The sequence below is a fragment of the Pseudomonas oleovorans subsp. oleovorans genome (genome assembly GCF_002197815.1).
Lineage (GTDB): Bacteria > Pseudomonadota > Gammaproteobacteria > Pseudomonadales > Pseudomonadaceae > Aquipseudomonas > Aquipseudomonas oleovorans.
Genome location: NZ_NIUB01000037.1, coordinates 1 through 12,774, shown reverse-complemented (window position 1 = coordinate 12,774; position 12,774 = coordinate 1). Strand labels below are relative to the sequence as shown.

At 62.4% G+C, this 12,774-nt stretch carries 12 protein-coding genes and 1 pseudogene; 8 read left to right on the top strand and 5 right to left on the bottom strand.

Annotation, left to right across the window (positions count from 1 at the left end; translation table 11 throughout):
• Positions 1-80: 80 nt before the first annotated feature.
• Positions 81-1,394, bottom strand: coding sequence for an NAD(P)/FAD-dependent oxidoreductase (locus tag PSOLE_RS18830; RefSeq protein ID WP_074860348.1), 1,314 nt, complete (start codon positions 1,392-1,394; stop codon positions 81-83).
• Between the two features lie 212 nt (positions 1,395-1,606).
• Here PSOLE_RS18830 and PSOLE_RS18825 point away from each other — a divergent pair, with 212 nt between their 5' ends.
• Positions 1,607-1,960 (top strand): YkgJ family cysteine cluster protein, encoded by a 354-nt coding sequence (locus PSOLE_RS18825; RefSeq protein ID WP_074860350.1) that lies wholly within the window; start codon positions 1,607-1,609, stop codon positions 1,958-1,960.
• 203 nt (positions 1,961-2,163) lie between these two features.
• Here the strand turns inward: PSOLE_RS18825 and dadR are convergent, their stop codons facing one another.
• Complete coding sequence (dadR, locus tag PSOLE_RS18820) at positions 2,164-2,652, bottom strand: transcriptional regulator DadR (protein WP_013713454.1); 489 nt, start codon at positions 2,650-2,652, stop codon at positions 2,164-2,166.
• 156 nt (positions 2,653-2,808) lie between these two features.
• Here dadR and dadA point away from each other — a divergent pair, with 156 nt between their 5' ends.
• From dadA to PSOLE_RS18795, 5 genes are all read left to right on the top strand, one after another.
• Positions 2,809-4,107: a D-amino acid dehydrogenase gene (gene dadA / locus PSOLE_RS18815; RefSeq protein WP_074860352.1), complete on the top strand. Its 1,299-nt coding sequence runs from the start codon at positions 2,809-2,811 to the stop codon at positions 4,105-4,107.
• Positions 4,108-4,146: 39 nt separating this feature from the next.
• A complete protein-coding gene (locus PSOLE_RS18810) occupies positions 4,147-4,494 on the top strand; it encodes a RidA family protein (RefSeq protein WP_004423160.1) in 348 nt (115 codons plus the stop codon).
• A 187-nt stretch (positions 4,495-4,681) separates the two neighbouring features.
• Positions 4,682-5,755: an alanine racemase gene (gene alr, locus PSOLE_RS18805; protein ID WP_004423162.1), complete on the top strand. Its 1,074-nt coding sequence runs from the start codon at positions 4,682-4,684 to the stop codon at positions 5,753-5,755.
• A gap of 260 nt (positions 5,756-6,015) precedes the next feature.
• Positions 6,016-6,564 carry a cupin domain-containing protein gene (locus PSOLE_RS18800; protein ID WP_004423167.1) on the top strand — a complete coding sequence of 183 codons (549 nt, stop codon included), beginning with the start codon at positions 6,016-6,018 and terminating at the stop codon, positions 6,562-6,564.
• Positions 6,565-6,677: 113 nt separating this feature from the next.
• Positions 6,678-7,100, top strand: a complete 423-nt coding sequence (locus PSOLE_RS18795) for a c-type cytochrome (RefSeq protein ID WP_074860354.1) — start codon at positions 6,678-6,680, stop codon at positions 7,098-7,100.
• A 90-nt stretch (positions 7,101-7,190) separates the two neighbouring features.
• Here PSOLE_RS18795 and PSOLE_RS18790 read toward each other — a convergent pair whose 3' ends face one another.
• From PSOLE_RS18790 to rep, 3 genes are all read right to left on the bottom strand, one after another.
• Positions 7,191-7,763 carry a xanthine phosphoribosyltransferase gene (locus tag PSOLE_RS18790; protein WP_074860357.1) on the bottom strand — a complete coding sequence of 191 codons (573 nt, stop codon included), beginning with the start codon at positions 7,761-7,763 and terminating at the stop codon, positions 7,191-7,193.
• Positions 7,764-7,913: 150 nt separating this feature from the next.
• Complete coding sequence (locus PSOLE_RS18785; protein WP_004423177.1) at positions 7,914-8,396, bottom strand: UPF0158 family protein; 483 nt, start codon at positions 8,394-8,396, stop codon at positions 7,914-7,916.
• A 231-nt stretch (positions 8,397-8,627) separates the two neighbouring features.
• Positions 8,628-10,637 carry a DNA helicase Rep gene (gene rep, locus PSOLE_RS18780; protein WP_074860358.1) on the bottom strand — a complete coding sequence of 670 codons (2,010 nt, stop codon included), beginning with the start codon at positions 10,635-10,637 and terminating at the stop codon, positions 8,628-8,630.
• Positions 10,638-10,908: 271 nt separating this feature from the next.
• Here rep and PSOLE_RS18775 point away from each other — a divergent pair, with 271 nt between their 5' ends.
• Both PSOLE_RS18775 and PSOLE_RS23905 read left to right on the top strand, forming a co-directional pair.
• Positions 10,909-12,576, top strand: coding sequence for a putative bifunctional diguanylate cyclase/phosphodiesterase (locus tag PSOLE_RS18775; RefSeq protein WP_074860360.1), 1,668 nt, complete (start codon positions 10,909-10,911; stop codon positions 12,574-12,576).
• Positions 12,577-12,669: 93 nt separating this feature from the next.
• Positions 12,670-12,774, top strand: a pseudogene (locus tag PSOLE_RS23905) (IS110 family transposase); the annotation flags it as partial.

The window sequence follows — 12,774 nt, the reverse complement described above, 5'->3', positions numbered from 1 at the left end:
CATTTACAGCTCGTAAACTCCGCTTTTTCGCCTATTTTTGCCTTGCATTGGCTGCCTCGCCTACGTTTTTCAACGGCCTGCTAGAGCACTTCCTTCAGCCGGTGCCAGAGCATGCCCAGTGCCAGCAGCGGTGAGCGCAGGTGCTTGCCGCCGGGGAAGGTCATGTGCGGCACCTTGTCGAACAGATCGAAGCCATGGCTTGCCTGACCGGCGATGGCCTCGCCGAGCAGTTTGCCAGCCAGGTGCGTGGCGTTGACGCCGTGGCCGGCGTAGGCCTGGGCGTGGAACACGTTGGGCTGATCCTTGAGTCGGCCGATCTGCGGCAGGCGGTTGGCGCCGATGCCGATCATCCCGCCCCATTGATAGTCGATGCGCACATTGGCCAGTTGCGGGAATACCTTGAGCATCTTCGGCTTCATGTAGCCAGCGATATCGGCCGGGTCACGCCCGGAATAGTGGCAGGCACCACCGAACAGCAGGCGGCGGTCGGCGGAGAGTCGGTAATAGTCGACTGTCACGCGCTGGTCGCACAGCGCCATATTCTGTGGAATCAGTTGCCTCGCCTGCTCTTCGGAGAGTTGTTCGGTGGCGATGATATAGCTGCCGGCCGGTAGCACCTTGCCGCTCAGGGTCGGATTGAGGCCGTTGATGTAGGCATTGCAGGCCAGCACCAGGTACTTGGCGCGCACTTGGCCCTGGGCGGTGTGCACGCGCACCTCGTTGCCGTAGTCGATGCGTGTCACCGGTGAGTCTTCGAACAGCTGCACGCCGAGCGATTGGGCGGCAGCGGCTTCGCCGAGCGCCAGGTTGAGCGGGTGCAGGTGGCCCGAGCCCATGTCGATCATGGCACCGTGATAGTTGTCGGAGCCGACCACTTCGTGGATGCGCTCCTTCGGCACCATGCGCAGTTCGTGACGATAGCCGAGGCTTTCCAGCTCTGCCTTGTCGGCGGCGAAGTCGTCCATATGCGCCGGTTTGTTGGCCAGGTCGCAGTAGCCCCAGGTCAGGTCGCAATCGATCTGAAACTGCGCAACGCGATCACGCACGATCTCCACCGCCTCCAGGCCCATCAGCTTGAACTGGCGCACGCCATCCTGGCCGACCACCGATTCGAACTGTTCGACATCATGGCCGACGCCACGAATCAGCTGCCCGCCGTTGCGCCCGCTGGCGCCCCAGCCGATCTTGCGCGCCTCCAGCAGCGCCACCGACAGGCCTTTCTGGGCCAGCTCGATGGCGGTGTTGAGGCCGCTGAAACCGCCACCGACGATGCACACGTCCACCTGCAGCTCACCGCCCAGGGGCGGGTAGGCCTGCTGGCGATTGACGCTGGCGGCGTAATAGGAAGCGGCATGCTGCGGGCTGTGGACGGGCTGGTGAACGCGGGCGTTCATGTGCGAAATCCTGATTGTGTTGTGTGGAAAATTCAACGCAGCATAAGCGCGTGATCCGTCCGGCGCCAAGAGGCCTGCGGAAAAAACACGCGGGACAGCAGAACGACGTCGTGCGCTACGTTCGGGGATCGGCGTGTAGCTAATCCGTCCCTCTGCGGGCAGGCATCAGCATGGCACGGTAAACTGTCGCCTTCGTTGCCAGGCGCCCGCGTATGAGCTGCACAGACCGCAAGATCGATCACCTGCGCCGGCAGATCCCGCGCTTCGACTGCATACCCGGCTGCCATGACTGCTGTGGGCCGGTGACCGCCTCATCCGAAGAGCTGGCGCGCCTGCCGGTGAAGAACGATGCCGAACATGACGCGGCGCTGGCCGAGTACAACTGCGTACACCTGGGACCGAACGGTTGCGAGGTGTATGACCAGCGCCCGCTGATCTGTCGCCTGTTCGGCACCACACCACGTCTGCCTTGCCCGCATGGGCGTGGGCCGGAACTGCCGATCGAGCCGGCGGTGGAGCGCCAGGTGCACCGTCTGATCGCCACCACTCGCCAGCGACTCGTTTAGGCTGATGGCTCCCACGCTCTGCGTGGTAGACCCCTGCAGTGGCGCTCCGCGCCACGACTTGCCGCGTGCAGCAGGCTGACGCAGAACGTCCGGGGCTGCATGCCCACACAGAGCGTGGGAACGATCGACCATTGTGTAGGAGCGAGCTCTGCTCGCGAAGCTTTTGCTGGTCTGGTTCGCGAGCAGAGCTCGCTCCTACAGATTCACTCCGGCACCGGCAGCGCCAGGCTCTCCTTCACCTCCTCCATGACGATGTAGCTCTTCGATTCGCGCACGTGCGGCAGCTTGAGCAGGATGTCACCGAGCAGCTTGCGGTAGCTGGCCATCTCGTTGATGCGCGCCTTCACCAGGTAATCGAAGTCGCCGGACACCAGGTGGCATTCCAGCACATGCGGCAGCTTGAGTACGGCGCGGCGAAACTCCTCGAAGGTGTCGCCGGATTTGTAGTCCAGGCTGATCTCGACGAACACCAGCAGGTTGGCCTTGAGGTGCTGCGGATTGAGGCGGGCGTGGTAGCCCATGATGATGCCTTCGCGCTCCAGACGGCGTACGCGCTCAGTGCAGGGCGTGGTCGACAGGCCCACGCGCTCGCCCAGTTCGGTGAAGCTGATGCGCCCGTCCTCCTGCAGGATACGGAGGATGTTGCGGTCGATCTTGTCCAGTTCACGACGGCTTTGATGCTGGGTTCTCATGGGGAATCCGCCTCTGTAAAATGGCTTTTTGCCAAGAATTCTCGCCAAATATAGCTGTGTATATGGTGAAAAGCACTGCGCGGCTCTTCCTATACTGCGCCCATCGACAACAATGGCCTGTAACGCACGCGCCCTGGGCGCGGCGGGGAGAAAAACATGCGTGTTCTGGTTCTCGGCAGCGGTGTGATTGGTACCGCCAGTGCTTACTACCTCGCCCGTCAGGGCTTCGAGGTGGTGGTGGTCGACCGTCAGAACGGCCCGGCGCTGGAAACCAGCTTCGCCAACGCTGGCCAGGTCTCGCCGGGCTACGCTTCGCCCTGGGCCGCCCCGGGCGTGCCGCTGAAGGCCATCAAGTGGCTGCTGCAGAAACACGCGCCGCTGGCGATCAAGGTCACTGGTGACGTCGACCAGTACCTGTGGATGGCGCAGATGCTGCGCAACTGCACTGCCAGCCGCTATGCGATCAACAAGGAGCGCATGGTGCGCCTGTCCGAGTACAGCCGTGACTGCCTCGACGAGCTGCGCGCCGAGACCGGCATCGCCTATGAAGGCCGCCAGCTCGGTACCACCCAGCTGTTCCGCACCCAGGCCCAGGTCGATGCCGCTGCCAAGGACATCGCCGTGCTGGAAGCCTCCGGCGTACCCTTCGAGCTGCTCGACCGCGATGGCATCGCTCGCGTCGAGCCGGCCCTGGCTGGCGTCAAACACAAGCTGGCCGGTGCTCTGCGCCTGCCCAACGACCAGACCGGCGACTGCCAGATGTTCACCACCAAGCTGGCGGACATGGCCAAGGCGCTCGGCGTCGAGTTCCGTTTCGGCCAGATCATCCAGCGCCTGGACGCCGTGGGCGACCGTATCAACGGCGTGTGGATCGACGGCAAGCTGGAAACCGCCGACCGCTACGTGCTTGCCCTCGGCAGCTACAGCCCGCAACTGCTCAAGCCGCTGGGCATCCGTGCGCCGGTGTATCCGCTCAAGGGCTACTCGTTGACCGTGCCGATCACCAACCCGGACATGGCACCTACCTCGACCATTCTCGATGAGACCTACAAGGTCGCCATCACCCGCTTCGACAGTCGCATCCGCGTTGGTGGCATGGCCGAGATCGCCGGTTTCGACCTGTCGCTCAACCCGCGTCGTCGCGAAACACTGGAGATGATCACCGCCGATCTTTATCCCGAGGGCGGCGATCTGCAGCGCGCCGACTTCTGGACCGGTCTGCGCCCGGCCACGCCCGACGGCACCCCGATCGTCGGCGCCACCGCCTACCGCAATCTGTTCCTCAACACCGGCCACGGTACCCTGGGCTGGACCATGGCCTGCGGCTCCGGTCGCCTGCTCGCCGATCTGATGGCCAACAAGCGTCCGCAGATCAGCGCCGACGGCCTGAATATCTCGCGTTACTCGCGCAAGGCGCGTGAAGTGCAAGCAGCACCGCAGCCGCTGCGCACCTGATAGCCTTCGCGCTTTCGCAATCCAAGGAGCTTTAGCTTTATGTCGATTCAGCGCCTGCATGTGGCCAAACGCTACAGCGAAGTGGTGATCCACAACGGCACGATTTACCTCGCCGGCCAGTTGGCCGATGAGTTCGATGGTGATATCCACGAGCAGACCCGGCAGACCCTGGCCAACATCGACAAGATGCTGGCCGAGGGAGGCAGCGACAAGAGCAAGATCCTCTCGCTGACCATCTTCCTCAAGGACATGGCCGACTACGATGGCCTCAACGCCGAGTACGACGCCTGGGTCGCCGATGGCCATGCGCCGGCCCGTGCCTGCGTCGAGGCGAAGATGTACAAGCCCGAGGTGCTGGTGGAAATGTGCGTGGTAGCGGCCGTCTGACGCGACTACAGCTTTTTGTTGCCTGCCATCCATGGCGGCAACCCTCCGGGCCGTCGCAAGCGACGTCAAAAAATTCTCCCGGATTTTTTTTGTGTTGGCTTTTCGCCCGGCTCCCTGCCGGGTTTTTTTTGAACAGTGCCGCTAGCGGCCACCGTGTGACTGATTACAACCGAGGGAACACCTTGCCATGCGTCCTGCTCGTGCCCTGATCGATCTGCAAGCGCTTCGTCACAACTACCAACTGGCCCGCGAACTGAGCGGCGCCCGCGCCCTGGCCGTGGTCAAGGCCGATGCTTACGGACATGGCGCTGTGCGCTGTGCGCAGGCACTCGAAGCCGAGGCCGATGGTTTTGCCGTGGCCTGCATCGAAGAAGCGCTGGCGTTACGCGAGGCCGGCATCAGGGCGCCGATCCTGCTGCTCGAAGGCTTCTTCGAGGCCGACGAACTGGCGCTGATCGACCAGCATGACCTGTGGTGTGTCGCCCATGCGCAGTGGCAGATCGAGGCTATCGAGCAGGCCCAACTGAGCAAGCCGCTGACCGTCTGGCTCAAGCTGGACAGCGGCATGCGTCGCGTCGGCCTGCATCCGGCCGAGTACCAGGCCGCCTATCGGCGCCTGCTGGCCAGCGGCAAGGTTGGCAAGATCGTGCTGATGAGCCACTTCGCTCGCGCCGATGAGCCCGAGTGCGAGCGCACGAGTGAGCAACTGGCGGTGTTCCAGCAGGCGCGCGAAGGCCTCAGCGCCGAGGTCAGCTTGCGCAATTCGCCGGCCGTGCTTGGCTGGCCGCAGGTGCCGAGCGACTGGGTGCGCCCCGGCATCATGCTGTACGGCGCCACGCCGTTCGAGCAGGCTCAGGAGCAGGCCGCTCGCCTGCAGCCGGTGATGACGCTCGAATCGAAGGTGATCAGCGTGCGTGAACTGCCGGCCGGCGAGCCGGTGGGTTATGGCGCGCGCTTCGTCGCCGAAAGGCCGACCCGCGTCGGTGTGGTCGCCATGGGCTATGCCGACGGCTATCCGCGCCATGCGCCGAGCGGCACGCCAGTGGTGGTGGACGGTCAGCTGACCCGGCTGATCGGTCGGGTGTCGATGGACATGCTCACTGTCGACCTGACCGATTTGCCACAGGTCGGCCTTGGCAGCCATGTCGAACTATGGGGCAAACAGGTGCTGGCCAGTGACGTGGCCATGGCGGCAGGTAGCATTCCCTATCAGATTTTTTGCAACCTGCGGCGGGTACCGCTGCTCTATCTCGGGGGCTGAAACCCGTTAAAAGACGGCTGCGCGTCGGCCATGCTGCGTTAAAAACAGGCTGGTTCGCCAGCCCGGTCGTATTGCTCATGTACAGCTCGTACACTCTGCATCCTCCCCTATTTTTGCGTTGCATGGCTCTGGCTCGCGGCCTTTTAACGGGTTTCCTGGGAGGTGTGTAGGCGAAGGGTGAACGCAAGTGTTGTAAATTCCGAACGCTATGCCATGATACGGACACTTTTTCGTCTCTTATCCCAAGGGGGATTCCAGCATTGGACGTCGGCGTTCGACTGCAATCGATTCGTAAGCTCAAAGGCCTATCCCAGCGTGAACTCGCCAAGCGGGCGGGCGTCACCAACAGCACCATTTCCATGATCGAGAAGAACAGCGTCAGCCCCTCGATCAGTTCGCTGAAAAAGGTGCTCGGCGGCATTCCCATGTCGCTGGTGGAATTCTTCTCGCTCGACATGGAGCAGGAGAACCAGACCCAGGTGGTCTATCGTGCCGCCGAACTGACCGATATCTGCAGTGGCGCCATCACCATGAAGCTGATTGGCAAGGCCCACCCGAGTCGCGCCATTTCCTTTCTCGACGAGACCTATCCGGCCGGCACCGATACGGGTGACGAAATGTACGCCCACGAAGGCGAAGAGGCTGGCATGCTGGTCGAGGGCAAGCTGGAGCTGACCGTTGGCAACGAGGTGTTCATCCTCGAGCCAGGCGACAGCTATTATTTCGAAAGCAGCAAGCCGCATCGCTTCCGCAATCCGTTCGATGTACCGGCGCGTTTGATCAGTGCCACGACGCCAGCGAACTTCTGATCAATAACCCTGCGACAATATGGGTTGTTTCGGCCTGGCCTGCTTGCCGTTATACTGTCGCCCGCTCGCGAAACCGTGGCCGCGGGCGTGACTAGCCACGAAGAGGGTGTACCGTGAATCTGATGAAGAAAATGCTGGCAGTACCGGCTGCCGTATTGGCCCTGTGGGCAGTGACTGCTCAGGCCACGACCGATGAAGCTATCGCCGAGCGCCTCAAGCCTGTAGGCGAGGTGTGCATCATGGGCGAAGAGTGCAAGGGCGTCGAAACCGTCGCTGCATCCGCCGGGGGGGGGGCACGCACCACTGACGACATCATCGCCAAGTATTGCAGTGCCTGCCACGCCACCGGTGTGCTGGACGCGCCGAAGATCGGTGACACCGCTGCCTGGAAAGAGCGTGCCGACCACCAGGGCGGTCTAGACGGCATCCTCGCTGCTGCCATCTCCGGTATCAACGCCATGCCGCCGAAAGGCACCTGTGCTGACTGCACGGATGACGAACTGCGCGAAGCGATTCAGAAGATGTCTGGCCTGTAAGGCATATCGCTTTCATGAAGAAACCGCCCTCTGGGCGGTTTCTTCGTTTTGGCTGCCCGCCTGCCTGAAGGGCTGTTCGGGCGTCCAGTGTCAGTCGAGGAAGCGTACCTGGCCATTCTCCAGTGCTGCGACGCGAGCCAGCGATTCGACGCGGTAGCCTTCGCTTTCCAGCAACTTGCGGCCGTCCTGGAAAGACTTCTCGATGACGATGCCGATGCCGGCAATCTGGGCACCGGCCTGCTGGATCAGGTCGATCAGCGCTTTGGCAGCATGGCCGTTGGCAAGGAAGTCGTCGATCACCAGTACGCGGTCCGCGGCGGTCAGGTGACGGGCGGAAATGGCAATGGTGCTTTCGGTCTGCTTGGTGAAGGAGAACACCTTGGAGATCAGCAGGTCGTCCTTGAGCGTCAGCGACTGAAACTTGCGCGCGAAGATCACCGGAATGCCCAGCTCGAGGCCGGCCATCACCGCCGGAGCGATGCCCGAGGCCTCGATGGTGACGATCTTGCTGATGCCCTGGCCGGCGAAACGCTGGGCGAACTCGTGGCCGATCTCCTGCATCAGGCGCGGATCGATCTGGTGGTTGAGAAAGGCGTCCACCTTGAGTACGTGCTCGGACAGCACGATGCCTTCGCTGCGAATCTTCTGTTTCAACGACTCCACGGTCGATCCTCTGGTTGAGCAGAAAAGCTGCGGATTTTCGCTCAAAATGCCCCGGATTGTGTAGTGAAACCGCAGCCTGCCCGACAGTCGTGACCCATTGACCGCCTGGACAGGTTGGTAGCCCGGATGCAATCCGGGGGCGCACTGCGCTCAGGCGCTCTTACTCAGCCGCCGCAGAATGTCCCTGGGAATGCCGCGCGTATCCAGCGGCAGCTTGTCCGGCGCGGGCTCGATGCCCAGTTCGTAGAGCCAGTTGAGGGCGTACTCGCGCAGTTGCTTGATCTCGTAGGACTGCCACTGTTCGCAAATCGCTGGAAAGGCCTCGATCTCGTAGTCGAACGCGCGCAGGGGCCTGCGGCCGGTCAGCGCGGCGCTGAGCAGCGGGTGGGCATGCACATCGTCAAGGGTGAACAGGAAGGATTCACGCATGGCCACGCGCTGGGGGACGTCGAGGTTGGGCACCTGGCTGTAGCGCTCGGGATCGAGCTCGATCTGCTGGCGCTCGTCGCTGTAGTGATCTCCCGCAGGCAGGGTCAGAACGCTGCCACTTTCCAGATCCAGCCAGTTCTCCTGCTGCTCACGGCCGTTGATCAGCTGACTCAGGGCATCGAGGTCGAGCGTGAATGTGCGCATGGTTCCAGCTCCCTGTGTCTGAACGGTATCTTCTTTCTGACTGGCAAATATGGCGAGGGTGCCTGTGGCATTTGAAGTGGTGGGCTGAAGCCCACCCTACTCCGCTCAGGCGTAGGGTGGGCCGGGCGGCGATCCAGCGCGGTAGGGTGGGCTTCAGCCCACCAGGCAGCAAGGTCCGGTTTTCAGCGCGGTAGGGTGGGCTTCGGCCCATCAGGCAGCAAGGTCCGGTTTTCAGCGCTTGAGCATCGCCCGCATATTGGCCAGGGCGTCGTTGCCGCGTGCGGCCTTGACCTCCACCGGCGCCTCTTCCAGACCTTCCCACACCAGGTCTTCCGGCGGCAGTTCGTCGAGGAAGCGGCTCGGCGAGCAGTCGATCACCTCGCCGTATTGCTTGCGCTTGGCGGCGAAGGTCAGCGCCAGGTTGCGCTTGGCGCGGGTGATGCCGACGTAGGCCAGGCGCCGCTCCTCCTCGATGGTGTCGGCTTCGATGCTGGAGCGGTGGGGGAGGATCTCTTCCTCGAAACCGATGATGTACACCGACGGAAACTCCAGACCCTTGGAGGCGTGCATGGTCATCATCTGCACGCCTTCGGCGCCTTCTTCCTCTTCCTGCTGGCGCTCGAGCATGTCGCGCAGCACCAGCTTGCCGATGGCGTCTTCGATGGTCATGTCGCCGTCTTCGTCGCGCTCCAGGGTGCTCTTCAGCGCGTCGACGAGGAACCAGACGTTACCCATGCGCGCGTCGGCCACCTTGTCGCTGGAGGCGTTCTGCCGTAGCCAGTTCTCGTAGTCGATGTCCATGACCATGCTGCGAATCGCAGTGATAGGATCGTTCTGCGCGCACTCCTGGCGCACCCGATCCATCCAGCGGGTGAAGCGCTGCAGGCGCTCGGTGAAGCGCGCATCGAGATGCTCGCCGAGGCCCATCTCGCCAGCGGCGGCGTACATGCTGATCTTGCGTTCGCTGGCGTAGTTGCCGAGTTTTTCCAGAGTGGCGGAGCCGATCTCCCGACGTGGCACGTTGATCACGCGCAGGAAGGCGTTGTCGTCGTCCGGGTTGACCAGCAGGCGGAAGTAACTCATCAGGTCCTTCACCTCCTGGCGGGCGAAGAAACTGGTGCCGCCTGAGAGGCGATAGGGAATCTGGTGGTGCTGCAGTTTCAGCTCCATCAGCTTGGCCTGGTAGTTGCCGCGATAGAGGATGGCGAATTCGCTGTAGGGACGCTGGGTACGCAGATGCTCGGTGAGAATTTCCAGGGCCACCCGCTCGCACTCGGCGTCTTCGTTACGGGTGCGGATCACGCGAATCTCGTCGCCCATGCCCATCTCGCTCCACAACTGCTTCTCGAACACGTGCGGGTTGTTGGCGATCAGCACGTTGGCGCATTTGAGGATACGGCTGGTGGAGCGGTAGTTCTGCTCCAGCATCACCACTTTCAGCGACGGATAATCCTCTTTCAGCAGCATCAGGTTTTCCGGGCGCGCGCCACGCCAGGCGTAGATCGACTGGTCATCGTCGCCGACCACGGTGAACTGGTTGCGCATGCCTACCAGTAGCTTCACCAGCAGGTACTGGCTGGCGTTGGTGTCCTGGTATTCGTCCACCAGCAGGTAACGGATGCGGTTCTGCCATTTCTCCAGGATGTCGGCGTGCTCCTGAAAAAGCTTCACCGGCAGTAGGATCAGGTCGTTGAAGTCCACCGCGTTGTAGGCTTTGAGCGTGCGCTGGTAGTGCAGGTAGACGATGGCGGCAGTCTGTTCCTTGGGATTGCGCGCCTTGGCCAGGGCTTCGTCGGGCAGGATCAGGTCGTTCTTCCAGCTGTCGATGAGGTTCTTCACCTCATCGGCGCCGTCGTCGCCGGAATACTCCTTCTGCATGATGTCGCTGAGCAGCGCCTTGATGTCGCCGTCGTCGAAGATCGAGAAGCCGGGTTTGTAGCCCAGGCGCGCGTATTCCTTGCGGATGATGTTCATGCCCAGGTTGTGGAAGGTGGACACGGTCAGGCCGCGCGCCTCGCTGCCCTTGAGCAGGGTGCCGACGCGCTCCTTCATCTCGCGCGCGGCCTTGTTGGTGAAGGTCATGGCGACGATGTGCTGGGCGCGAATGCCGCAGTTCTGTACCAGGTGGGCGATCTTGCGTGTGATCACGCTGGTCTTGCCGGAACCGGCACCGGCGAGCACCAGAAGCGGGCCGCCGACGTAGTTCACGGCCTCTTGTTGCCGGGGGTTCAGTCGGGACATGGGATCGTTCACAGAAAAAGGGCCGGGCATTTTAACAGGCCCGAAGGCTTCTGCCGCGACCGTCCGGAACTGTGGCCTAGCGCACGAAATTGCATCGCCATGCACTTGGTTAATCACTTTATTCCAGTACTCTGGTGCCACTTGTCGCTTTACTGGTTATATCTCAGGATCTGCACTACCTTTCGCACGTATGTGATTGATTAGACGCCGATTACGGCGCGTTCAGGCGACGCGATTCGCCATCATTCTTGTGGTCATTGGGGGAGGTTGCTTGTCCACGCTCGTCGAACCCTTGCGGTTGGTCCTGTTGGCGGAAACGCCGGACTGGGCCGAATTGTTGCGCGAGCAGTTGAGCGCCCTGGGCAGCCCATCCCCGCTTATTACCGCGCCGTCATGGGAAGCGGCCAGCAATCTGTTCGATGATCACGCCAGCGGTCTGCTGCTGAGTACCCCGGACCGTCTTCCCGATCCCCATCAGTGCCCCCTGCCCATCGTCCTGCTGCTCGACGAGGAGCCAGTCGAAGAACCTGTCGGTGTCAGCGATTGGTTGGTGCGCGGCAGCCTCAACCTCGACGTGCTGCGCCGTTGCCTGCGCTACGCGCGTGAACAGGGCAATCTCAAGCACACCCTGCAGCGCCTGGCCGAACAGGATCCCCTGACCGGCATCGCCAATCGCCAGGGTTTCCAGACTCTGCTCGCCGCGCGCCTGGCCGAGTGTGGTGGCCGCGGCCTGGTACTCGGTCATCTCGATCTGGATAACTTCCGCCACGCCAACGATGCCCTCGGCTACCAGGCTGGGGATCGCCTGATCCTGCAGGTGGTGGCGCGGCTCAAGAGCCTGCTGCAGCCCTGCGATCAGATTGCGCGTCTGGGTAGCGACGAATTCGCGCTGTTGCTCGATGCACGCCGCGATCCGCAGCGCGTGGAGCGCCTGGCCGAGCGCGTCACCGAAGTATTGGGTGAGCCTTACTGGCTGGACGGCGAGAGTCTGCTGATCGGTTGCAGCCTTGGCCTGGCCCATGCCCGCGCTGGCGAGGGCGCCGATCCGCTGCTGTGGCACGCGCATATCGCCATGCAACAGGCCAAGAATCAGCAAGGCTGCGTGTTTCATGTCTATGACGAACGCCTGAACCGCAGCGCACGCAGCCAGGCCGATCTGGAAGGCGAGCTGCGCCGTGCGTTACGCCGCGACGAACTGGAGCTGCATTATCAGCCCCGCCTGTGCCTGAAGAGCGGGCGCATCGTCGGCCTGGAGGCGCTGGTGCGCTGGCAGCACAGCGAGCGTGGGCTGCTCTCGCCCAATGAGTTCGTACCGCTGGCCGAAGAAACCGGGCTGATCGTACCGCTCGGTTACTGGGTCATCTCCCGTGCCCTGCGCGATATGCAGTGGCTGCGTGGGCGCGGCCTGCCGGCACTGCATATGGCGGTCAACCTGTCGTTTCGCCAGTTTCAGGACAGCCAGTTGCTGCCGACCCTCAGCCGTTTGATCGAAGAACGTGGGGTCGATGCGCAGTGGCTGGAGTTCGAGCTGACCGAAACCGCAGTGATGCGCCGCAGCGACCAGGTGCAGCAGACCATGCTGGCGCTGGGACGGCTCGGCGTGCGTTTTTCGCTGGACGACTTCGGCACCGGCTTCTCGTCTTTCGTTCATCTCAACAACCTGCCGATCACCCTGCTGAAGATCGACAAGAGCTTTGTCGGCGGCATGGGCGAGCGTGCCGAGAATCGCCAATTGGTGCGGGCGATGATCAATCTGGCGCATAACCTCAATCTCGAAGTGGTGGCCGAAGGGGTGGAGAACATCGAGCAGCTCGACATGCTGCGTCAGTTCGGCTGCGATCAGGTGCAGGGCTACCTGATCAGCAAGGCGATACCTCTGGCGGAGCTGGCACGCTTTCTGGTGTTCGGCCTGCGCCAGCCGCTACTCGCCGGATCGTAACCCGTAGCCCAATGAGATGGACTCCTCCCTCCTACGGCGTCATTGCGCCAGACTGAAGGTTACGAAACAAACAATCCCGGAGGGGGAGCCCGCATGAAACTTAAACGCATAGGCGTGGATTTGGCAAAGCAGGTTTTTCAAGTTCATGGTGTCGACAGCCATGAGCAGGTCAAATGCCGCAAGCAACTCAAACGGCAT